Genomic DNA, 23,160 nt, shown 5'->3' on the forward strand with positions numbered 1-23,160 from the left:
CTACAGGAAAACAAGATCAACGCACCCCTCTAGACAACCTCCTCGGCGCTATCCAATCGCTCGCGCAAAAACTCGATCAACGCCTGCACCGGCCTCGACCCCTGGCGATGCTGCGGATACACCGCCGACAACGTCAAAGGCTCGGGACGGAATTCATCCAGCACCGGCACCAGCCTGCCGTCCCGCAACGCCGCACCGACGATAAACGTCGGCAGATAGGTGATCCCCATCCCGGCAATCGCCGCATCCCTGAGCAACTCCCCGTTATTGACCCGCATGCGCCCGGTGACATTCACCGACAACGGCTTGCCCGGCCCCTCGAAGCGCCATTGCACCTGGCGACCGTGGCCGTAAGGCAGGCAATCATGGGCGTGCAACTCCTCCGGCCTGAGCGGCGTGCCGCGCTCCTCAAGGTACGCCGGGCTGGCGCAATATACGCGCCGGATCGAGGCGATACGCCGGGCAATCAGCGTCGAGTCTTCCAGTGTCCCGATGCGCAGCGCCAGGTCGTAGCCCTCACCGAGCAGGTCCACGGGCCGGTCACTCAGGTCCACCTCGACCGTGACCTCGCGGTAGCGCTGCAGGAACAGCGGCAGCAAACACCCCAGGTGCGCCAGTGCAAAAGACAAGGGCGCACTCACGCGGATAGTGCCCCGTGGCTCCGTGGTCTGGCCGGCAATGCCCTGCTCCACCTGCTCGACCTCACCCAACAGGCGCAGGGCCGACTCGTAGTAACTCTGCCCCAGGGGCGTGACATCCAGGCGCCGGGTGGAACGGTTGAGCAACCGTACGCCCAGGCGCTCTTCCAGCTGCATCAACCGGCGGCTGACGAACTGCTTGGACAAGCCCAATTGATCGGCTGCAGCCGTGAAGCTGCCGGAGTCCATGACCTGGCAGAAAATGCGCATATCTTCGAAAGGGTTCATTGTCACTTCCTGGTTGACAGTCAAACACTTTATAGCTGCTTTTTCCCTTTTTTACATCCTATTAATCTGTGCTCACCCCGGACATGCAGGCGCTGCCGGAGGCTGCGATCTTTAGATTCTGGGTCGTGAAAACCAGGATCAAAAGATCGCAGCCTTCGGCAGCTCCTACGGACCGTACCTCCCAACGAAAAGGAATTACTTCATGAACATCGTCACCCAATCCCTGACCGCTTCCCTCCTCGCCCTCGCCGTCGGTAATGCCTTCGCTGCGGGCAGCCCGGGCGTTGAACACAACACCCAGGCCTTTCTCGAAGCCCTCGCGGCAGGTGGCGGCAAGCCGCTCGAACAGTTGAGCCCCAAGGATGCCCGGGCAGTTCTGAGCGGCGCACAGAATTCGGTGAAGGTCGATGTGTCGGGTATCGCCGTCAGCGACCGGGCGATCAAGGTCGACGGGCAGACCATCAACCTGAAAATCGTCCGTCCGGAAAAGCTTAAAGGTGAGTTGCCGGTGTTCATGTTCTTCCACGGTGGCGGTTGGGTTTTGGGGGATTATCCAACTCACCAGCGACTGATCCGCGATCTCGTGGTGGGCTCCGGTGCCGTTGCGGTCTATGTCGACTACACGCCGTCCCCGGAAGCGCACTACCCGACCGCGATCAACCAGGCCTACGCTGCCACCCGCTGGGTCGCCGAGCACGGCAAGGACATCGGCGTCGACGGCAAACGCCTCGCCGTGGCTGGCAACAGCGTCGGCGGCAACATGGCGGCGGTCGTGGCCTTGATGGCAAAAGAACAGAAAGCACCGGCCCTGCGCTTCCAGCTGCTGATGTGGCCAGTGACCAACGCCGCTTTCGACAGCGGCTCGTACCAGCAATTTGCCGAGGGCCACTTCCTGACCAAGGGCATGATGAACTGGTTCTGGGACAGCTACACCACCAACCCCGCTGAGCGCGCGCAGATCCACGCCTCGCCATTGCAGGCCAGCGCCGAACAGCTCAAGGGTTTGCCGGCCGCGCTGGTACAGACCGCCGAGTTCGACGTGCTGCGCGATGAAGGTGAAGCCTACGCCCGTCACCTGGACGCGGCCGGGGTGCCGGTCACGGCGGTGCGGTACAACGGGATGATTCATGACTTCGGGTTGTTGAACCCGCTGAGCCAGATCCCGGAGGTGCAAGCGGCGGTGCGGCAGGCGGCGCTGGAATTGAAGACTCATCTGAATTGAGGATGTACCTTCTGCGTTTTTCGTAGGAGCCCGGCTTGCCGGCGCCTACGAAAAGCAATTTTGCATTATCACTCCAGCCTTCCGGGGTTCTCCATGTCCTTTGTCCTCGCCCACCTGTTGTCCTTGAGTGCCTTGCTACTGGTCATCGACACCCTGCTCTGGCACTTCGCGCCATTCAAGCATCGCGTGGTGCGTGTCGGGGTGCGCCTGGGGCTGTTCATGGGGTTCAGCGCGCTGATCATCAATGCCGGTGTCAGCCCGTTGCAGGCCCCGTTGTTTGCCGACGATAGCGTGCTGCAGTTGGGCGCAACGGCCCTGGGTATTCTCTGGTGGCTGTATGCGGCGCGCGTGCTGACCGAGGTCATCGGCCTGGTGCTGGTGCGGCGCATCGGCCACAGCGGACGGTTGCTGCAGGACGTGATTGGCGCCCTGGTGTTCCTGATCGCCATCGTCGCAGCGGCGGGTTATGTGCTGGAGCTGCCGGTGAAAGGCTTGCTGGCGACTTCCGGGGTGGTGGCAATCGTAGTCGGCCTGGCATTGCAAAGCACCTTGAGCGATGTGTTCTCCGGGATCGTGCTCAACACCACCAAACCCTATCAGGTGGATGACTGGATCATGATCGACGGCGTGGAAGGCAAGGTGCTCGATATCGACTGGCGCGCCACCCACCTGTTGACCAGTGCTGGCAGCACTGCGGTAGTGCCTAACTCGGTGGCGGCGAAGGCGAAAATCGTCAACCTGAGCCGGCCGAGCAACATGCACGGGGTGTCGATCAGCCTCCACGTGCCCAATCACATCCGTCCGCGCCGCGTGCTGGATGCCCTGGATCGCACCCTGCAAGGCAGCAGCAGCCTGCTGCTCAATCCGGCGCCGAAAGCCGTGCTCAAGGAAGCTGGCGAATCCATGTCGGAGTACGTCGCCAGCGGCTTCATTGCCGAGTTGGGCAAGAAGAGTGAGGTGCGCAACCAACTGTTCGACCTGGCTCATCGACACCTTGAGGCGGCGGGGATTTCCCGTCAGCTCGACGGCGTGATCGAACCCACTACCCGGGCCCGGGCGTTGCTGGATGAAGTCAAAGTCTTCCGCTCCCTGAGTGACGCGGAACGCGACGAAATGGCGCGCTCGATGGTTGCGCAGCAATACGCCGCAGGTCAGGTGGTACTGGAACTGGGCGATGTGCCGGACAGCCTGATGGTGATTGCCACCGGTGTCGTCAGTGCCAGCGTACCCGATGGCAGTGAGCACACCGAAGCCGGGCGCATGGGCCCGAGCGAGGTGATGGGCGAACAGAGCATCCTCACGGACTCACCGTCCCAGGCCACGTTCACGACATTGACCTCGTGCATCATTTACCGGATCGACAAATCCCTGGCCCGCCAATGCATGGAGGCGCGTGTAGAAGTGGGTCGGGCGTTGAACAAATTGCAAGCGGTGCGCCAGCAGAACAGCCGGTTGGCGCTGATGGCCAAGCCGGAGCCGATCCGTAAAGGCGGGTTCCTGGGGTGGTTGCAAAAACGTCAAGGCTGACGCAAGGCACAGTGGAAGCGGGGTTGCCCGCTCCCACAGGCTATCGGTGTTGGCCGAAAATGCTTACTTCGAGCTCAGCACCGAATAGCTGTTCATCAGGTTGCGGTAGTTGGGAATGCGCGGCGACAGCAGGTTGGCCAGGCCTTCCATGTCGTTGCGCCAGTCCCCCTGCAGCTCACAGGCCACCGAGAACCAGTTGACCAGTTGCGCGCCAGCGGCAGCCATGCGGGCCCAGGCGGCTTGCTGGACGGTTTCGTTGAAAGTGCCGGAAGCGTCGGTCACCACAAACACTTCGAAACCTTCCGCCAGCGCCGAGAGCGTCGGGAAAGTCACGCAAACATCGGTCACGACGCCGGCGATGATCAGTTGCTTGCGCCCGGTGGCCTTGACCGCCTTGACAAAGTCTTCGTTATCCCACGCATTGATCTGGCCAGGACGAGGAATGTACGGCGCGTCCGGAAATTGCTCCTTGAGCTCTGGAACCATCGGACCGTTCGGGCCGTTTTCAAAACTGGTGGTGAGGATGGTCGGCAGCTTGAAGAACTTGGCCACGTCGCCCAGGGCCAGCACGTTGTTCTTGAACTCGTTCGGCGAGAAATCCTGGACCAGCGAGATCAGACCGGTCTGGTGGTCGACCAGCAGCACCACGGCGTCATCTTTGTTCAGGCGCTTGTAGGGAACATTGCTCATGTGAAACTCCTCGTTGGATGGGCATTACGTGCCGCGCCGAAGGGGAATTCGGCGCAGCGTGGACAGTCGTCAGAACGCGAAACACGAGCAGCCGAAGGCGCCCCAGAAGCCGGCAAAATCACTCACCGGAGCGTTCGACAAACGCGCCCGGTCGTGGCTATGGGCATGCACACCACAGGGTCCGCTGCAGTGATGCACCTGGGCCTGGATCGGCGAGGTCGGGCGCCAGTGGCCGGGGACCTTCACCACCGGAGACCAGTCGGGCAGCACCGGCACTTTCGCCGGGCCAAGTTTTTCAAAGTCACCGGCGGCATACACCACCTTGCCGCCGACCACGGTCAACACCGACTCGATCCACTTGATGGCTTCTTCATCAACGCTGAAAAAATCCGCACTCAGGGCGGCCAGGTCAGCCAGTTGGCCGACCTTGATCATGCCTTTCTTGCCCTGCTCGGAGGAGAACCAGGCGCTGCCATGGGTGAACAGTTCGAGCGCGGTCTGCCGGGAGAGGCCTTCGCTGTGCAACTCCAGGCCACCGACGGTGCGACCGCTGACCATCCAGTACAACGAGGTCCAGGGGTTGTAGCTGGACACCCGCGTCGCGTCGGTGCCGGCGCCGACAGGTACGCCTTCAGCGAGCATGCGTTTGATCGGCGGCGTGGCTTCGGCGGCCTTGGCGCCGTAACGCTCGACGAAGTACTCGCCCTGAAAGGCCATGCGATCCTGAATCGCAATACCACCGCCCAGCGCCCTCACCCGCTCGATGTTGTGCGGGGTAATCGTTTCGGCGTGATCGAAGAACCATGGCAAGCCGTTGAATGGAATGTCGCGGTTGACCTTCTCGAACACGTCGAGCATGCGGCTGATGGATTCGTTGTAGGTGGCGTGCAGACGAAACGGCCAGCGTTGCTCGACCAGGTGGCGTACCACCGGCTCGAGTTCATCTTCCATGGTCTGCGGCAGGTCCGGGCGCGGCTCGAGAAAGTCCTCGAAGTCGGCTGCCGAGAACACCAGCATCTCGCCGGCGCCGTTGTGTCGCAGGAAGTCGTCGCCCTGGTGCAGGGTCACGCTGCTGGTCCAGTTCTTGAAGTCGGTGAGTTCTTCCTTGGGTTTCTGGGTGAACAGGTTGTAGGCGATGCGGATGGTCAGTTGCTGATCTTTCGCCAACTGCTCGATCACCTGATAGTCGTCCGGGTAGTTCTGGAAACCACCGCCGGCATCGATCGCGCTGGTCAGGCCAAGGCGGTTGAGTTCGCGCATGAACTGGCGAGTGGAGTTGACCTGATACTCCAGCGGCAGCTTCGGCCCCTTGGCCAGGGTCGAGTAAAGGATCATCGCATTGGGACGCGCCACCAGCATACCGGTCGGCTCACCGTTGGCATCCCGGACAATCTCGCCACCTGGCGGATTCGGCGTGTTGCGGGTGTAGCCGGCCACTCGCAGGGCGGCACGGTTGAGCAAGGCGCGGTCGTACAGGTGCAGCACGAACACTGGCGTGTCCGGTGCCGCCTGGTTGAGTTCTTCCAGGGTCGGCATGCGCTTTTCGGCGAACTGGAATTCGTTCCAGCCGCCCACCACCCGGACCCACTGCGGGGTCGGCGTGCGGTCCGCCTGCTCCTTGAGCATGCGCAGGGCATCGGCCACCGAGGGCACGCCTTCCCAGCGCAACTCGAGGTTGTAGTTCAGGCCACCACGAATCAGGTGCAGGTGCGAGTCGTTGAGCCCCGGTATGACGCAGCGGCCCTTGAGGTCGATGACCTGGGTGTGTGCACCGCGCAGGGCCATGGCCTGGGCATCGGTGCCAACGGCGATGAAACGGCCTTCGCCGATGGCCACGGCACTGGCGCGCGGGTTCTCCCGGTCGACGGTATGAAATTGGCCGTTGAACAGAATCAGATCGGCGTTCATGGGTTTTCCTTGGGCTCGGAGGTGGGAGACAGCCAGGGCGCGAACAGCCGCGTCGCCATCGGCATGAACAGGTACACCACCGAGACGACGATGGTGAGGGTGATCAGGAACGTGGCCACCACGTAGTTGGAGAGCAAGGGGTGGAGTTGCAGCAGTGGCCCCCAGATCAATGGCACCAGCAGGGTGTGCGGCAGAATGACCAGCAACGTCACCACGGCCTGCTTCCAGCGTGGCGGTGGTGGTGAGGCGGCGTCGGCCTGGGTGAACCAGAATTCGTTGACCGGGTTGACCTCGGTCTGGTCACCGTCTGCCAGCATGGGCGTGGCTTCGTTGACCAGCGCCAGCCGTTGCGGCGAATCGAGCCAGCGCTGCATGGCTTCGGTGGAGCAGAAGCGCAGCACGCAGGTGTACAGGTCGAGACCGGCGTTCTTGCCGCGCATCACGTCCACGCCCAGATGCCCATCCTGCTGTCCGGCGATGGTGACGATGTTGCGCAACCAGGTTTCGTAGGGCACTTCAAAACCGGCCTTGACCCGGTGTTTGATCACCAGGGTCACGACTTCTTCAAAGCCGCGCACGGGGGTGTGACGTGTGGTGGGTTCAGACATGGCGTAACGCTCCGCACAATCGATCATTGAGCGCCAGACGTTCTGGCCGGCAATAAGAGAATAGTGCAGGGAGTTTTGTGCAGGGAATTGGATGTATGTGCTGTTCTGGCTGGCTGAGCTCGACCAGCGAAAATCCGCTGTGGGAGCGGGCTTGCTCGCTAGGGGGCCGGTACCTTCAACATTTGTTCAACTGCCCCACCGCTGTCGCGAGCAGGCTCGCTCCCACCCTGGTCCCACGCCACGCGAAGATTTCAGGGGTAGTTATGCCTCTATTGGAAGCGGCCGTGACATGAAGTCGCTGATCCGCGAGCGCAGCCAGCGTTCTGCCGGATCGTTGTCGTGCACCCCGCTCCAGGCCATGGAGAGCTGCGCCGCCTCGATCGGGAATGGCGGGTCCTCGGCGCGCAGGGCGCAGCCTTCGACCAGCGCGCAGGCCGCGTAATCCGGAACGGTTGCAATCATCTCGGTACCGGCCAGCAAGGCGCGCAGGCCGCTGAATTGCGGCACGCCCAGGACCACCCGACGATTGCGGCCAATCTTGGCCAGGTCCAGGTCAATGTTGCCGCTCAGGTCCCCGGAAAACGAGACCATGGCATGAGGCCGCTCGCAGTACTCATCCAGGGTCAGCGCGCCTGGTCGCTTGTCTGCACGCAGCACTTTGCAGGGAATATCGCGCAGGGTCTTGCGCTTGGCGTTGGCCGGCAGATCCGTGGTGTAGCTGACCCCGACGGAGATTTCACCTGAGGCCAGGAGCGCCGGCATCAACAGGTAATTCGCCCGGCGTACCACCACGATGATGCCTGGCGCCTCCTCGCGAAGGCGCGTCAGCAGTGATGGAAACAGGCCAAACTCGGCATCGTCCGACAGGCCGATGCGAAACACATCGCAGCTGCTCGCCGGATCGAACTCCTTGGCCCGGCTGACCGCGCCAGAGATGGTGTCCATCGCCGGTTGCAACTCCTTGAGAATCGCCAGTGCGCGGGCAGTGGGTTCCATGCTCCGGCCGTTGCGCAGCAACAACGGATCGTCAAACAGGTCACGCAACCGTCCCAGTGCGGCACTCACTGCCGGCTGTCCCATGAACAGTTTTTCAGCGACGCGAGTGAGGTTCTTTTCGAACATCAAGGCCTCGAAAATCACCAGCAGGTTCATATCGACTCGGCGCAGATCGTTTCGGTTCATGGGTCGCGATTCCCTCAAGGGTGAACACCCGATTGTGGCTGATTTTATTCCAGGCTGCCTGGTGTTAACACGCAATTAACAACGATTAACTCGCCACGCAGAGCCTCCCGTCCAAGAATGCGGTGTACCAACCCGGATATTGCTTATGGCTCAATCTCAGCAAACTATCGCCTGCACGCCCGTCGTCGAACCGCGCAAGAAGAAGACTGGTGGCCTGATCCCGTGGCGTGAAAGCCTGGCCAAGCAGTTGATCCTCGACCGTTTGAGCGAGACCGTCGAAGTCGCCGACCTGGCGCGTGCATGCGCCCTGTCGCGCAGCCATTTCTCCCGCGCGTTCAAGTGCAGCACCGGTCTATCACCCCAGGACTGGATTCGCCAGCAACGCCTCGCCCGCGCCAAGCAACTGATCCAGAGCACCGACATGACACTGACGCAAATCAGCCTGGAATGCGGCTTCTGCGACCAGGCGCATTTTTGCCATATCTTCACCCGCAGCGAAGGCATCAATCCGTTCGCGTGGCGATGCCGGATGGTGCGTTCCCCGACCAGCCTCAAGCCTGGAGCAATGCCGGTCTGTCAGCGTTGAGCCGCTCGTTGCGAGTCTCGGTCACGCCATAGAGTGTCCGAATCGAATCGCGATGGCGTCGAGTTAAACGCCGTTAATTCTGCACCGCAAAGCGGGCTCGCCCGGCGTACCGTTGCGTTGACGCGCAAACCTCTGGAATATGCTCGCAAACTGCGTACCAGACGCACGCAAGCAGGAGTGAGCGCGTGACCCTTTCCCCCGAACTGGCCATCCATTTCGGCCCCTACCGGATCTACCCCGGCCAGCGCCTGGTGCTGGAGGGCGACCAGCCGTTGCGGCTGGGCCGGCGCGCCCTGGATATCCTGTTGATCCTGCTGCAACACGCCGGCAATGTGGTCAGCAAGCAGGTGTTGATCGCCGGAGTGTGGCCCGACAGCGTGGTGGAAGACATCAACCTGCGGGTCCATATGGCTGCTTTGCGCAAAGCCCTGGGCGACGGCCAGACCGGGCAGCGCTACATCATCACGGTTGCGCAGCGCGGCTATAGCTTTGTCGCGCCCTATTCGATGCAGGCCTTCGAGCCACATCCGGCGCCTGCCGCAGTCGAACGCAGCCGCCACAACCTGCCCGTGCGGCGCACCCGCCTGATCGGTCGCCAAGCCCTGGTCGAGCGCCTGGTGACACACCTGTCGCGCCAGCGTTTTATCACCCTCGTCGGCCCCGGCGGCATCGGCAAGACCACCGTCGCCCTGCGCGTCGCCGAGCAATTGATCGGGCAATACCGCGATGGCATTCGCCTGCTGGACCTGGCGCCGATAAACGACCCTTCAATGATCACCACGCATCTGGCCACCCTGCTCGACCTGTCCGTGCACGACACCGAGCCAATGGGCAGCCTGGTGAACTTCCTGAGCGAGCGGCAGATGCTGTTGGTGATCGACAACTGCGAACACCTGGTCGACGCCGTTGCCCTGCTCTGCGAGAACATTCTGCGTGGTGCGCCCAACGTGCACATCCTGGCCACCAGCCGCGAGGGCCTGCGGGCCGAGGGCGAGTTCGTGCAGCGCCTGGAGTCGCTGGACTGCCCGCCGCCCTCCACGGTGCTGGACCGCGCCCAGGCGCTGAGCTTTTCCGCGCTGCAACTGTTCGTCGAACGGGCCATGGCCAGCCACGACAGTTTCGAGCTGCACGATGCGCAATTGCCGGTGCTGGTCGAAATTTGCCACCGACTCGACGGCATCCCGCTGGCCATTGAACTGGCAGCGGCGGAGGTTGGCCGCTTTGGCTTGAGCGGCCTGCTGACCCAGCTGCAGGGCAGTTTTCGCCTGCTGGCCCACGGCAGTGACCTGAGCCTGGCCCGCCATCAGACCTTGCGCGCCACCCTGGACTGGAGCTTTGAACTGTTAAGCCCCTGCGAGCAGGTGTGCCTGCGCCGACTCGGCGTATTTCGCGGCGGCTTCACCCTGGCCTCAGCCGCAGCGGTGATCGTGGGCGAACAGATCGAGCCCGATGAAGTGTTTGCTTCGATCACCCAACTGGTGGCCAAGTCATTGCTCAACGTGGAAGTCGGCGACGAAGAGGTGTTCTACCGCCTGCTCGATCTCACCCGCGGCTATGCCCTGGAAAAACTCGAACAGGCCGGTGATCTGCTGGACACCCGCGCCCGGCACGGCGCACGGTGCCTGGCCCTGATGCAACAGGCCCGGACCGACTGGGAGTTGATTCCGACCAGCCGGTGGATCGAGCGCTATGCCCGCAGCCTGGCGGACATCCGCTGCGCCCTCGATTGGGGGTTGCATGCCGCCGGCCCGCAGACGCTGGCGATCACCCTGGCGGCGGCTTCCACGCCGCTGTGGCAGGAGCTGTCACTGCTCAAGGAACACGGCGCCTACGTGCGCAAGGCGCTGGCATTGCTCGACGTAGAACCGCAGCCCTGCCCGCAACTGAAGATGAGCCTCAATCTTGCACTCGGCAGTTCCTGCTATCACACCCAGGGCGGCACTGCCGAGACCATCGAAGCGTTCGTCAGCGCCAGGAACCTGGCCAGGGCGAGCAATGACGTGGCCGGGGAATTGCGCGCGGTGTCGGGGTACATGGCGGTCAACCTCAGTTGCGGCAATTATCAGATGGCCCTGGAGCAAAGCCAGCAATTCGACCGCCTCGGCCGCCACGGTGACCCGCTGCTGGACTTGAGCGCGCACCGCCTGCGGGTGCTCGCCCTGCACTTCGTGGGCAATCAGCGCATGGCCCGGGTCAACGCCGAAGAGGTGATCCAGCGCATGGCACAGAGCGGGCACCTCAACCGTTTCACTCATGGTTTTGGCGTGCAATACGACCAGAGCGTGGCGGCGCTGACGATTCTGGCGCGCATCCTCTGGGTCCAGGGTCAGCCCGAACAAGCCTGGCGTACGGCCCGGCAGGCGCTGGACGTAGCGCTGCAGATCAACCACGGCACGTCGATCTGCTACACCCTGGCACTAGCAGGCTGCCTGATCGCACACTACAACGGCGATACCTGCAGCGCCCGTGAACTGTTGCAACTGCTGCTGCAGCAAGCGCAGAAACACTCGGTGCTGCTGTTCTACAACTGGGCGCGCGAGTATGCGCAGGTGATCGCCCCCGACACAGCACCGACTGCCGCGCCGGCAGGTTCCGGGTTGATCCGGGAGATCATGCTCACGCTGGATGCCGGGCTGATCGATGAAGCATTGGTGCTTCGGGCGGAGACCGGGATGGCCGGTTGGTGTACGGCGGAAATCATGCGCGCCAGGGCCGGTACCTTGCTGGCGGTCAATGATTCAGACGAAGCGGCGCGCGAGGTCGAGGCGCTACTGATCAGGGCGCTGAATGTGGCGAGCAACCAGGGCGCCCTGGCCTGGGAACTGCGCAGCGCCACCGCCCTGGCGCAACTCTGGCTGCATCTGGGACGACCGCTGCAGGCGCAGGAACTGCTCGCGCCCGTTTACGCGCGTTTCACCGAGGGCTTCGCCACACCGGACCTGCAAAAAGCGCGACGTCTACTCGACAACCTCCAGCACACCTGACTCACGCCAGGCGCGGCGGATGTGATGGCCGTAGCGCACCTCGAACAGGTGCAGGCAACCGCTGTGCGAAAGCTTATCCAGCGCATAGCGGCGAGTAGTGTGCAGCAAGCGATACCGCGCGCTGCCGTTGACCTGTTCCAGCGACAGCAGCGATTTGGCCACCAGCCCCTCCAGCAGCGTCAGCAATTGCGCGGGACGCAGCACCGCGCAGCTGATCACGCCGATGGCCGCCTCCAGGGTGAACGACATCTTGAACACGGCCAGGCGCTGCAGCACCGTCTGCTCGCGGTTGCTGAGCTTGTCGTAACTCCAGTCCAGAGCCGCCTTGAGGGTCTGGTGGCGCGGCACCGCAGTACGCCGGCCCTGGGTCAACAACTGGAAGCAATTGTCGAGCTGGGCCTGCAATCCCACCAACGCCAAGGCATCGATTTGCGCCGCAGCGAGTTCAATGGCCAGGGGCAAACCATCCAGGCGGCGACAGATTTCACGCAAGGCCTTGAGGTCTTGTTCGCGCAGGGCAAAACCTTGCTGACGCGCCCGCGCCCGGCTGACAAACAACTGCACCGCCGAATAGCCCATCACCTGCTCGACGCTGTGCAGCGCGGACACCGGTGGAACGACCAGTGGTGCCACGCGCTGGACGGTTTCACCGGCGGCCTGCAGGGGTTCGCGACTGGTGACCAGGATCGATAACCGTGGTGCGCCCCGTAGCAGCGCCTCGACCAGGTGACGACAGCGTTCGAGCACGTGCTCGCAGTTATCCAGCACCAGCAGGGCATGCCGCGCCTTTAGCGCCTCGAGGGTCGAGCCAACTTCCAGACCAAGGCTTCGCAGCACATGATCGACCACTCGCGTCGGATCATCGAGGGTGGAAAAATCCACCCGCCACACGCCGTCCCGATAGTGCTGCAACAACAGTTCGGCGACCCGCAGCGCGACCGTGGTCTTGCCAATGCCGCCGGGGCCGACCAGCGTCAGCTGACGCCGGACCGGCAACTGCCGCACCAGGCTGCCGACCACCGAGTCCCGGCCGGTTACCGGGGTCAGCCGGGCGGGCAAGTTGTGCTGGGGTGGCAGGCAAGTTTCAAGGGCAACTAGCGTGCTCGCCGGCCCCTGCACCACTGGCGCGACAAAACAGTAGCCCTTCTGGGGAACATTGATGATGTAGCGCAGGCCGTTCTGCCCATCGCCCAGGGCCCGGCGCAAGGCGGCAATGTGCACCCGCAGGTTGATTTCCTCGACCACCGAAGTGGGCCACACCCGGGCGATCAACTGCTCTTTGCTCACCACTGTGCCCGCTTGCTCGACCAGTAGCTGCAGGAGGTCCAGGGCGCGACCGCCCATGCGTAGCGCCACCTCGCCGTCCAGAATCAGGCGTTGTTGCAGGTAGAAGGCATAGGGCCCGAAGTGCAGCACCGTATCGCTGTGCAAATCTCTGAGACTGTTCATGCCGTTTACATGCTGAAACCCGACCCTGCGGATTCCCGCATCTCCAGTGCAATGAGTTCTCATCTATCTTGGCAGGCATTGGTGACAGCACAACTGCGGCGATGGGAGTGTCACGGCCATCCGGGTGCGCGGGACGGACAATCAGCCTCAGCTGAACTGCTCGCGGTAATGAGTGGGGGTCAGGCCGAGCTTTTCACTGAACAGAAACCGCATGTGCCGCACGCTGCCGAAACCACTTTTGAAGGCGATGGTCTTGAGTGGCAAGTCACTGGTTTCCAACAGGTTTCTCGCGTGATCGATGCGCGCACGCTGGAGGAACTCCATGGGCGTCATGCCCACTTCCCGGGCGAACACCCTGGCGAAATGCCGCGGGCTCATGGCCGCCAGGCTGGCCATGCCATCAATGTTGAAAGGCTGGTCGAGGTGTTCCAGCACATGGTTCTGCACCCGGGTGATGGCCGTTTCCTGCGGCGCCACGGCCGCCATCAAAGGACTGAATTGTGCCTGCCCACCCTGGCGCTTCATCACCACCAGCAACACCTTGGCCACGTCCTGGGCGACTTTCTTGCCGTGGTCGGCGGCAACCACCGAAAGCGCCAGGTCGATACCGGCCGTCACGCCACCGGAGGTGATCAGATTGCGGTCCAGCACGTAGATCTGATCGGTCTCGACCGTCGCCTTGGGGAAGCCCTTGATCAGCCGCTCGGTGTAGTGCCAGTGGGTGGTCACCCGATAGCCGTCGAGCAGGCCCGCATGGCCAAGCACGAAGGCACCTGTACAGATCGAGCCGTACTGGCCGGCCCGGGCTGTCGCGGCCGGCAGCCAGGCGAGTAACGAGGGGTGCCTTTCGTTGTAGGCGCCGGGGCCGCCGGGGACCAGCAGCAGGTCATAGCTATCAGAGGCCTGGTCGATGTGCAGATCGGTGCTGAGGCTGACACCGTTGGACGCACGCAGCGGGCCGGGTTCGGTGCCGATGGTGGTGAGTACGTAGGCGTGCTCGGCTGCCAGATAACGATTGGCGATGGAAAACACCTCCATGGGGCCGGCCATGTCGAGCAGGAGGAAATCGGGGAACAGCACCATTGCCACGGTTTTCATGGGATCAATATCACTGGGTTCATGTAAAGACGCACCTTCCCCTGCAGGAGCGAAGCTTGCTCCTACAGAGTTGGGTCTAAGGTGCTGGGCATTATGACCAGGTTCAGCCTGGATGTCGGGCGGGAAAAGGTGATCATCCGCACATTACTGTCAACCTGGAAGCGACAGTATTTCAATTTTCATCTACTTATTGCATCGAGCAGTAACCATTAACCTTCTCCTCACTCGGACGAATCACCGTCCCTCCAGGAGAATTCATCATGCTGACCCTTCGCAAAGCCACTGATCGCGGCATGGCCAATCACGGTTGGTTGAAGTCGTTCCATACCTTTTCGTTTGCCAGCTACCGCAACCCGAAAGAGCAGGGATTTTCCGACCTGCTGGTGATCAACGATGACCGCGTGGCGGCCGGGAAAGGTTTCGGCCAGCACCCGCACCGCGACATGGAGATTTTCTCCTATGTGCTCGAAGGCGCACTGGAGCACAAGGACACTCTGGGCACCGGCTCGGTGATTCGTCCCGGGGACGTGCAATTGATGAGCGCGGGCAGTGGTGTTGCACACAGTGAGTACAACCACTCAAGCACCCGCCCGGTGCACTTTCTGCAAATCTGGATCGTGCCCGATGTCGCCGGGGCCAAACCACGCTACCAACAGGAGCACTTCAGTACGCAGAAAAAACGCGGGCGCCTGCAACTGATCATTTCGCCGGACGGTAGCAACGGCTCGCTGAAGGTGCGCCAGGATGCGCGGGTGTACGCGGCACTGATCGACGGCGAGGAAAGCGCCACCCTGGAGCTTGCAGCCAACCGCTATGCCTACGTGCATGTGGCGAGCGGCAGTGTCGAGCTTAATGGCCTGCGGTTGCAGGAGGGCGATGGGGTGCGGGTGCGTAATGAGCAGGTGTTGATGTTGAGCAATGGTGTGGATGCTGAGGTGCTGGTGTTTGATTTGCGGGCGCAGGAATTGCCGCAGATGCCGTAATGGCAATAGGGTCAAAAGATCGCAGCCTCGTTTCTCACGACAGCCCCTACAGTAAAACTGCGAAAAAAATGGTCTTATCCATTACATCCTTAAAAACAGGCCACTGCCATGCCCCTGCCACAGACCATGACCCTCATTGAAATCACCCAGCCTGGCGGCCCCGAGGTCTTGCAGCCGCGTCAGGAAGCGCTGCCTGTGGCGGCCGCCGGCGAAGTGCTGATCCGCGTTCACGCCGCCGGGGTCAACCGTCCCGATGTCATTCAACGCACCGGCAAGTACCCGATGAAGCCTGGAATGAGCCCGATTCCTGGCCTGGAAGTGGCGGGAGAAGTGGTCGCGATCGGCGCAGGGGTCAACGAGTTCATCGTCGGTGACAGGGTCTGCGCCCTGACCAATGGCGGCGGCTATGCCCAATATTGTGTGGCGCCGGCCAGCCAGACCCTGCCAATTCCCGACGGCATGGACTGGATTCACGCGGCCGCCGTCCCGGAAACGTTTTTCACGGTGTGGGCCAACCTGTTCGACATCGGTGGCGCCAGCAAGGGCCAGCGGGCGCTGATTCATGGCGGCACCAGCGGGATCGGCACCACCGCCCTCATGCTGTGTCGCGAGTTCGGGGTCAAGGCGTTCGCCACGGCGGGGAGCGAGGACAAATGCGCGGCGATACGCCAGCTGGGCGCCGAGGCGATCAACTATCGTGACCAGGACTTCGTCCAGGTGATTCAGGACAAGACTGCCGGCAAAGGCGTGAATGTGATTCTCGATATCATGGGCGGCTCATACCTGAACCAGAACATCGCGGCACTGGGCATGGACGGTCGCCTGGTGATGCTGGGTTTCCTGGGAGGCGCCAAAGCCAATGAAGTCGACCTGATGGCGATCCTCGGCAAGCGCGCAACCATCACCGGCTCGCTGATGCGTTCGCGCACCCGCGAGGAAAAGGCCTCGATTGCCGAACAGTTGCGCGAGTACGTCTGGCCGGTATTGTCCGCCGGGCGGTGCGTGCCGATGATCGACAAGGTCTTCGCTCTGGCCGACGCATCCCAGGCGCATGCACGGATGGAGGCTGGTGATCACATTGGCAAGATCGTGTTGCAGGTGGATTGATACTCCAACCGCGCATCAACACAGGTTCCCTCTGCAGGAGCAAGCTCGCTCCTGCAGGCATGTATGGGCAGTTGACGGCTGTCGATATTTTTCCCGCCTGCGCCACGCATCTGTTAAAACCCAAACTTCAGTTTTTTTGATGGTGAACGACCGTTATGCGCTCTTCCCTCCTCCCCCTGCTGCGCCGCCGTTGGCTCTCGCTGATGTGCATGGCTGCGCTGATTGTCGGCTTGCCGGTGGGTTGCGGGGTGCTCCAGCACAAGGAGCGCGAGTTGCTGTTTCGCATCGAACCGGGGACCGCCGGTTGGTACCGGGGCCTGCCCAAGGACGTTCAGGAGTTTGACATCAAGCCCTCCGGTTTCAAGGCCGGGCAATCCCTGCATGCCTGGTGGTGGCCGGCGGCGCGCCGCGATGCGCCGTCAATCCTGTACCTGCACGGTGTGCGCTGGAACCTGACCGGCCAGGCATTTCGCATCGAGCAACTGCGCGCCATGGGCTATTCGGTGCTGGCCATCGACTACCGCGGCTTTGGCCAGAGCAAAGGTGACCTGCCTTCTGAAGCCAGTGTCTACGAAGATGCACGTGCGGCCTGGGAGCGTTTCACGGCGATGCAGCCCGACGCCAGCAAGCGCCTGATCTACGGGCATTCCCTGGGTGGTGCGGTGGCCGTTGACCTGGCAGCCGAGCTGGCGGCCCAGGCAAAAAAGAACCGCGACCCGGTGCCTGTGCGTGGCCTGGTGATCGAGTCCACCTTCACGTCACTGGGGGATGCGGTGGCCCAGGTGGCCGATAACAACTTGCCGGTGAAGTGGCTGCCGGTGCGCTGGCTGCTGTCGCAGAAATTCGATTCAATCGACAAGATCGTCGACATCGACATGCCGTTGCTGGTGGTTCACGGCCTGGCCGACCCGCTCATGCCGTCGCGCTTCAGCCAGCAGCTGTTCAACGCCGCCAATGAACCCAAGCGCCTGCTGCTGATCCCCGGTGGCACGCATAACAACAGCATGAGCCTGGGCCGTGCGCAGTACCGCCAGGCGCTGGAAAGCCTGATGAAAACCACTCCAGCGCAGGTAGCCGGCCCTGCCGCCGGCCGGGCTGCACACGATTCCTGAGGCTCAGCGGTAACCCTGGGCCTGCAGCTGGAAGAGCTGCGCATAGCGTCCTTCGGCCGCCACCAGGCTGGTGTGATCGCCGCGTTCGAGTATCCGCCCCTGTTCGAGCACGATGATGTGGTCGGCATTGCGCACGCTGGAAAACCGGTGGGAAATCAGCAGGGTCATGCGCCCTTCGGTGTGTTCGCTGAAGTGCTGGAACACCGCTGCTTCCGCCGCAGGGTCGAGTGCCGAGGTCGGCTCGTCGAGGATCAGGATATCGGCGTCGCGGCGCATGTAGGCGCGGGACAAGGCGATTTTCTGCCACTGCCCGCCGGACAGTTCCTGTCCCCCGGCAAACCAGCGCCCCAGTTGCGTCGCATAACCGCGGTCCAGCTGTTCGATGAACGGCGCGGCCATGCCTTCAGTGGCGGCTGCCTGCCAACGCGGTTCATCGTTGAAGGCCCGGGTATCGCCCACCCCGATGTTTTCTCCCACGGTGAACTGGTAGCGGATGTAGTCCTGGAAAATGACCCCGATGCGCCGTCGCAGTGCCTGTTCTTCCCACGCTTGCAGATCGCTGCCGTCGAGCAGGATGCGCCCCTGGTCCGGGCGATACAGACGGGTCAGCAGCTTGATCAGCGTGGTCTTGCCTGAACCGTTTTCCCCTACCAGCGCGACGCTGTGGCCCGGCACCAGGTGCAGGTCGATGCCTTCCAGGGCCGCGCGACTCGCCCCGGGATAGCGAAAACCGACATTCTCAAAGCGCAAGCCATCGCCCGGCGCCACGCCCTCGGTCAAATGACCACTATCGGCCACCACCGGTTCGCCCAGGTATTCGTAAAGGCTCGACAGGTACAGGCCGTCCTCGTAAAGGCCACTGATGGCGCTGAGGCTGCTGCTCACCGCCGACTGCCCCTGCTTGAACAACACCAGGTACATGGTCATCTGGCCCAGGGTGATGCTGCCGTGAACGGTGTCGACCACCACCCAGGCGTAGGCCAGGTAAAACGCCGCGGTACCCAACAATCCAAGGACAAAACCCCAGCCATCCCGGCGCAGAGTCAGGCGCCGGTCCTCGGCGTAAAGACGGGCGAACGTGTCGCGATAGCGCTGCAACAGCAGGGGTGCGAAGCCGAAGAGCTTGACTTCCTTGATGTAGGCCTCGTGGGACAGCAGGGTCTCAATGTAATTCTGCTGGCGACTTTCCGGCGCGCGACGGGTGAATAACCGGAAAGCATCCCCGGAAAAATGCGCCTCGGCAAAAAACACCGGCAACGCCCCCACCACCAGCAGCGCCAGGGCCCACGGCGAGAAATGCACCAGCAGCACGCCGAAGCTGATCAGCATGATCAGATTCTGGATCAGCCCCAGCGACTTCATCACCAGCGCCAGCGGCCGGGTGGACGCCTCGCGTCGCACGCGCACCAGCTTGTCGTAGAACTCGGAGTTTTCGAATTGCACCAGGGACAGGGTCTGGGCTTTCTCCAGGATCATCGTGTTGACCTTCTGCCCCAACTGCACCCGCAACAGCGACTGCTGGACCGACAGCGCCCGCTGGGTCGCGGACAACAGGGCGAGCACACCCGCCTCGAACAACACGTAACGCACCACTGGCCACAAGGGTGCACTGCCCTGCTGGGCATGCAACTGCATGGCGAAGACCACCGCATCGACAATGCGCTGGCCCAGCCAGGCGGCAAGCGCCGGCAGTATGCCGGCGATCAGGGTGGCGATCACCAGGCCGATAAACAGTGCGCGGGAGGTACCCCAGACCAGAAGCAAGGCGCGTCGGGCCTGGTCGAGCAAGGAGGTGACGCGATTCAGGGCAACTGGCATGCGGTGCTGGACCCGGTGTAGTGATGGCGTGAGTGCGCCATGTTACTTCAGCCAGGGGTCGGGGCGGTCACTGCAACAGCCGCAGTTTTTACCTTTTCACGCGGACAGACGTCCACGCCCACCAGACCCGCCCGTGGGACAAACTGCACCGCCTTGGTATCGGACTTCCACAACCGCACGAAGTACGTGCCATCCGCTTCGGCAATGACCCGCAGCGGGCGACTGAAACCGGGCCTGTCGGGATCGGTGATCGACTCGAAGCCTTTGCTCTCGGCGCCGAAATTCAGCACCGTGCAATTGCGTGCGCCGGAGGCGGACACCTGGAAGGCGAAGCCGCCGAGCCTGGCGCCCGAGGCAGGGTAAAATCCCAGCACCATGACCAGCACCATCACCGCGCACGCCACCATGGCAAGGGGGTTGTGGTGGCTGCGCATCTTCACTACGAACAGGGCGCCCAGCAGCTGGATGATCCACAGCACCAGCAACTCCACCAGCATCAACGGCACCATCCACCACAGATTGCTCACATAGCGGCCGGCGATGTCGATCGCCACGATGGTGACATTAAGAATCACGCCCATCTGCACGAAGGCCGACATCAGGCAGGCAAATCGGAAGTCCATCGACATGGGGCCGTCGATACCCAATGTCATCAACCAGTAGTAGGCGGCGATGGTCAGCACCGTGCCCACGACCGCCAGCAGGGTCCAGTACCAGGTGGCAGACACCTGGGAACCGATCACGCTCAGCAACGCGCAGAACGTCCCGAGTACCACCAGGCTGGCCGCCCAACGTCCCAGCATGCGCTTGTGGCGCTTGCGCTGTTGCGCGGTGGCAGGGCCGAGGGTGAGCTCGTCACTCAGGCGCCGCTGCGAATCATTGAATCGATGAAACAGTACAAAGATCGGCAGCAATACAAACGCCAGCAGAATCGAAATGATGAAGATCAGAATCGCCGACATCACCGGCAACGCCGTGATGACCGCCGACGAGGTGATGCTCAGCGGGATTTTTTCTTCCTGGATGTATTGGTACAGGTACACCCCGGCCATCAGCAGAATGCCCACGGTCAGCGGCCAGGCGCGCTCGTTGAGCCACAGCAGGCACTGGCTCAACTGTTTGAAACGATCGGGGGTGGCAGTACGCGGGGGAATGTTTTCGATATCGGTCACGTCGACAGGCTCCAGTTCCATGGGGGCAGGTACAACGACTGTACAGGCCCAAACGCAGGAAAACATCGGGGCCGAGCTTAATCAGAAGCGTCCGTCAGATCTTTCGCCAATGCCCCCTGGAAACGCGACCGGTACTTGCCCGGGCTCTCCCCGGTCCACTTCTTGAACGCCCGATGAAACGCGCTCGGCTCCTGGAAACCCAGGCGCTCGGCGATGTCGCCGATGCTTGCACGGCTTTCGCGCAACTGCTCGAACGCCACGCCACGCCGTACTTCGTCCTTGATTTCCTGGTACGAGCAGCCTTCGCGCTCCAGCTTGCGGCGAAAGGTGCTGGGGCTCAGGTGCTGTTCAAGGGCAAAAGCCTGCAGGGTCGGCCAGTCGCTGTATGGGCTGTTGCGCAGGCGCTGGTGCACTTGCGAGGCCAGGCCATGCTGATTGCGGAAGCGGATTACCAGCCACTGCGGCGCCGTGCGCAGGAACACCTTCAGCGAGGCCAGGTCCTGGACCACAGGCAGGCGCAGGTAATGGCTGGCGAACTCGATCTCGGTGCGCTCGGCCCCCAGTGTCAGGTTGGGCCCCCAGAGCAGTCGGTCATCGCTGAGGGCTACCCGGGCATGGCGAAAGTCGGCACGGTCGATCGGAATGCGCCGGCCACCGAGCCAGCACAACAGACTGATCATCAGCACCAGGAAGGTCTCCTCGCCAAATCGACTGACTTCAGGGTTCTTCGCCCGGGATTCCAGGCTAATGACCGCACGCTTGCCACGTACGGTCAGCGTGCCGCGGAAATCGCGCAGGAACAGGCCGAAGTTGGCCAGGCACTGGCGCATCGCCTTGTGCAGGTCGGGTTCCTGGATCAATGCCCGACAGATCAGGGCGAACGCACCCGGCGGCATGCCATGGGAGTCGAGCAGGAAAAATTCATCATCGAGCTCGCGGATCAGGATCAGCCATAGCGCGGCAAACGCGCTGGCAGGCACTCGCGCTGTGGGCTGCCGCACCAGCAACGGGTCGATGCCGGCCTGTAGCAGCAGCGCTTCGCGACGCAACGGATCGGCGCCCAGCTCCTGGACCATGGCTTGCACAAAGTAGGCGGCGACCGAATCCTTTTCCCGCATGTGAACGCTTCACTCCCCAGTATTCGAATGGCAAAAAACACCAGTTGCGTTGAACAGTTGCGGCATAGGACAACTGCCCTGCCCGCTCTAGACTCGGCGCCAATAGTACGCTTTTGGCCGCCTCGACGGCCAAGGTATCGCAAGGTTTTGAGCGCAAGGACTGGAACATGGATCTGCAAAATATTGGCGTAATCGGCGCGGGCACCATGGGCAATGGCATCGCCCAGGTGTGTGCCCAGGCCGGTTTCGATGTGATCTTGCTCGACATAAGCGAGAGCGCGCTGCAAAAAGCGCTGGCGACGGTGGGCAAGAACCTCGATCGGCAGGTGGCCAAGGAAACGCTGAGCGAAGCACAAAAGCTCGCGACCCTTGCCCGGATCCGCACCAGCACTGACTACAGCAGCCTGCAGGCCGTGCAGCTGGTGATCGAGGCGGCGACCGAAAATCTCGAACTGAAACTGCGGGTGCTGCAACAGATCGCCGCACAAGTGGGCAGCGAATGCGTGATCGCTTCCAACACGTCGTCGCTGTCCATCACTCAACTGGCCGCCAGTGTCAGTCAGCCCGAGCGTTTCATCGGCCTGCACTTCTTCAACCCGGTGCCAGTGATGGGCTTGATCGAGGTGATCCGCGGCCTGCAAACCAGCGACGCGACCCACGCTCTCGCGCTGGAGATGGCGACTACCCTGGGCAAGACCGCGATCACTGCCGGCAACCGCCCGGGTTTTGTGGTGAACCGGATCCTGGTGCCCATGATCAACGAAGCGATCCTGGTGTTCCAGGAGGGCCTGGCCAGCGTCGAGGACATCGACGCCGGCATGCGCCTGGGCTGCAACCAACCGATCGGCCCTCTGGCATTGGCAGACCTGATCGGCCTGGACACCGTGCTGGCAATTCTCGAAGCCTTCTACGATGGATTTAACGACAGCAAATACCGCCCTGCTCCACTGCTAAAGGAAATGGTCGCCGCCGGCTACCTGGGACGTAAAACGGGGCGTGGCTTCCATGCCTATGCCTGAGCGCTGTTCACGTTTTGCCGAATACCGGGACAAGGTGCTGGAGCTGTTTGCCAGCAAGGGTTTCGGCCAGGTCGGCATGCGTGAACTCGCCACCTGCCTGGGGCTCGCCCCGGGCTCGCTGTATCACCATTATCCGAGCAAGCAGCACTTGCTCCTCGATCTGATCGAGGAATTCTATGAAGAGCTGCTGGCTACCCTGGGCCGCGTCGAACAAAAGGCTCCGGACAAGCGCGAGCGCCTCAACAGCCTGATCCGCGCCCACCTGAATCTGCATGAGGACATGCCTTGGCATTTTCGCCTGGTAGAGCGCGACAGCGGTTGCCTTAACGATGAGCAGCAAGTGCGAGTGCAGCGGCTGCGCGAGCAGTACGAGCGCAAACTGCTGAAAATGCTTGGGGTGCGGTCGCGCTTTAGCGAACAGGGCCTGCTCGCCGCCGGGCATGCCATCGCCTCGCTGCTCAACAGCGCCCCCACCTGGTTGACTCATCACCCGCTGGACGAAACCGAGCGCGGCGAGCTGCTGGAGAACATGGTCAGCGGCGCCATCGAAAGGCTGCTGGCACCGCGTCGCTCGAGTGAGGCGATAAGCCTGGCTACATCCATAGAAAAAACATCTAAAAAAACCTCGGCAATCGCCGCGATTTAGCGCTT

19 protein-coding genes are annotated in these 23,160 nt (G+C 62.4%); 9 read left to right on the forward strand and 10 right to left on the reverse strand.

The genetic code is table 11. The annotated features are described in order from the left end of the window. Positions 1-29: 29 nt before the first annotated feature. Positions 30-926 carry a LysR family transcriptional regulator gene (locus tag EQV97_RS21435; RefSeq protein ID WP_240889776.1) on the reverse strand — a complete coding sequence of 299 codons (897 nt, stop codon included), beginning with the start codon at positions 924-926 and terminating at the stop codon, positions 30-32. A 202-nt stretch (positions 927-1,128) separates the two neighbouring features. On the opposite strand from EQV97_RS21435, the gene EQV97_RS21440 reads away from it, so the two are divergent. Further along, positions 1,129-2,148, forward strand: coding sequence for an alpha/beta hydrolase (locus EQV97_RS21440; RefSeq protein ID WP_225568728.1), 1,020 nt, complete (start codon positions 1,129-1,131; stop codon positions 2,146-2,148). Between the two features lie 93 nt (positions 2,149-2,241). Beyond that, positions 2,242-3,675, forward strand: a complete 1,434-nt coding sequence (locus tag EQV97_RS21445) for a mechanosensitive ion channel family protein (protein ID WP_240889778.1) — start codon at positions 2,242-2,244, stop codon at positions 3,673-3,675. 63 nt (positions 3,676-3,738) lie between these two features. Here the strand turns inward: EQV97_RS21445 and ycaC are convergent, their stop codons facing one another. The 4 genes from ycaC to EQV97_RS21465 form a co-directional block, all read right to left on the reverse strand. Further along, on the reverse strand, positions 3,739-4,365 hold the full coding sequence (gene ycaC / locus EQV97_RS21450; protein WP_045061273.1) for an isochorismate family cysteine hydrolase YcaC: 627 nt from the start codon (positions 4,363-4,365) through the stop codon (positions 3,739-3,741). Between the two features lie 69 nt (positions 4,366-4,434). Then, on the reverse strand, positions 4,435-6,273 hold the full coding sequence (locus tag EQV97_RS21455; protein WP_240889780.1) for an amidohydrolase: 1,839 nt from the start codon (positions 6,271-6,273) through the stop codon (positions 4,435-4,437). Beyond that, positions 6,270-6,881, reverse strand: coding sequence for an antibiotic biosynthesis monooxygenase (locus tag EQV97_RS21460; RefSeq protein WP_122838637.1), 612 nt, complete (start codon positions 6,879-6,881; stop codon positions 6,270-6,272). Before EQV97_RS21460 ends, EQV97_RS21455 begins: the two co-directional genes overlap by 4 nt. A 261-nt stretch (positions 6,882-7,142) precedes the next feature. Beyond that, on the reverse strand, positions 7,143-8,063 hold the full coding sequence (locus EQV97_RS21465; protein WP_045061270.1) for a LysR substrate-binding domain-containing protein: 921 nt from the start codon (positions 8,061-8,063) through the stop codon (positions 7,143-7,145). Positions 8,064-8,208: 145 nt separating this feature from the next. Between EQV97_RS21465 and EQV97_RS21470 the strand changes: the two genes are divergently transcribed. Then, positions 8,209-8,649, forward strand: a complete 441-nt coding sequence (locus tag EQV97_RS21470; RefSeq protein ID WP_240889782.1) for an AraC family transcriptional regulator — start codon at positions 8,209-8,211, stop codon at positions 8,647-8,649. Between the two features lie 185 nt (positions 8,650-8,834). Then, a complete protein-coding gene (locus EQV97_RS21475; RefSeq protein ID WP_240889785.1) occupies positions 8,835-11,633 on the forward strand; it encodes a winged helix-turn-helix domain-containing protein in 2,799 nt (932 codons plus the stop codon). Here EQV97_RS21475 and EQV97_RS21480 read toward each other — a convergent pair. Next, a complete protein-coding gene (locus EQV97_RS21480; RefSeq protein WP_240889787.1) occupies positions 11,607-13,082 on the reverse strand; it encodes a winged helix-turn-helix domain-containing protein in 1,476 nt (491 codons plus the stop codon). The two genes, EQV97_RS21475 and EQV97_RS21480, sit on opposite strands and share 27 nt — an antisense overlap. Positions 13,083-13,229: 147 nt before the next feature. After that, positions 13,230-14,180 (reverse strand): GlxA family transcriptional regulator, encoded by a 951-nt coding sequence (locus EQV97_RS21485; protein ID WP_122838436.1) that lies wholly within the window; start codon positions 14,178-14,180, stop codon positions 13,230-13,232. 260 nt (positions 14,181-14,440) lie between these two features. Here EQV97_RS21485 and EQV97_RS21490 point away from each other — a divergent pair, with 260 nt between their 5' ends. The 3 genes from EQV97_RS21490 (at position 14,441) to EQV97_RS21500 (ending at position 17,382) form a co-directional block, all read left to right on the forward strand. Continuing rightward, on the forward strand, positions 14,441-15,163 hold the full coding sequence (locus tag EQV97_RS21490; RefSeq protein WP_122838435.1) for a pirin family protein: 723 nt from the start codon (positions 14,441-14,443) through the stop codon (positions 15,161-15,163). 108 nt (positions 15,164-15,271) lie between these two features. Then, positions 15,272-16,270 carry an NAD(P)H-quinone oxidoreductase gene (locus EQV97_RS21495; protein ID WP_122838434.1) on the forward strand — a complete coding sequence of 333 codons (999 nt, stop codon included), beginning with the start codon at positions 15,272-15,274 and terminating at the stop codon, positions 16,268-16,270. Between the two features lie 155 nt (positions 16,271-16,425). After that, on the forward strand, positions 16,426-17,382 hold the full coding sequence (locus EQV97_RS21500) for an alpha/beta hydrolase (RefSeq protein WP_240889789.1): 957 nt from the start codon (positions 16,426-16,428) through the stop codon (positions 17,380-17,382). Between the two features lie 3 nt (positions 17,383-17,385). On the opposite strand, the gene EQV97_RS21505 is transcribed toward EQV97_RS21500, so the two are convergent. The 3 genes from EQV97_RS21505 to EQV97_RS21515 form a co-directional block, all read right to left on the reverse strand. After that, complete coding sequence (locus EQV97_RS21505; RefSeq protein WP_122838432.1) at positions 17,386-19,200, reverse strand: ABC transporter ATP-binding protein; 1,815 nt, start codon at positions 19,198-19,200, stop codon at positions 17,386-17,388. Between the two features lie 47 nt (positions 19,201-19,247). Further along, positions 19,248-20,372 (reverse strand): hypothetical protein, encoded by a 1,125-nt coding sequence (locus EQV97_RS21510; protein ID WP_240889791.1) that lies wholly within the window; start codon positions 20,370-20,372, stop codon positions 19,248-19,250. A gap of 77 nt (positions 20,373-20,449) precedes the next feature. Next, positions 20,450-21,490 carry an AraC family transcriptional regulator gene (locus EQV97_RS21515; protein WP_225568736.1) on the reverse strand — a complete coding sequence of 347 codons (1,041 nt, stop codon included), beginning with the start codon at positions 21,488-21,490 and terminating at the stop codon, positions 20,450-20,452. Positions 21,491-21,657: 167 nt separating this feature from the next. On the opposite strand from EQV97_RS21515, the gene EQV97_RS21520 reads away from it, so the two are divergent. Together EQV97_RS21520 and EQV97_RS21525 are read left to right on the forward strand one after the other, a co-directional pair. Next, on the forward strand, positions 21,658-22,509 hold the full coding sequence (locus tag EQV97_RS21520) for a 3-hydroxybutyryl-CoA dehydrogenase (RefSeq protein WP_240889793.1): 852 nt from the start codon (positions 21,658-21,660) through the stop codon (positions 22,507-22,509). Beyond that, positions 22,496-23,155, forward strand: a complete 660-nt coding sequence (locus tag EQV97_RS21525; RefSeq protein WP_240889795.1) for a TetR/AcrR family transcriptional regulator — start codon at positions 22,496-22,498, stop codon at positions 23,153-23,155. Before EQV97_RS21520 ends, EQV97_RS21525 begins: the two co-directional genes overlap by 14 nt. Positions 23,156-23,160 lie beyond the last annotated feature (5 nt).

Source organism: Pseudomonas sp. TMW22090, from assembly GCF_022496665.1.
GTDB classification, from domain to species: Bacteria; Pseudomonadota; Gammaproteobacteria; order Pseudomonadales; family Pseudomonadaceae; genus Aquipseudomonas; species Aquipseudomonas gregormendelii.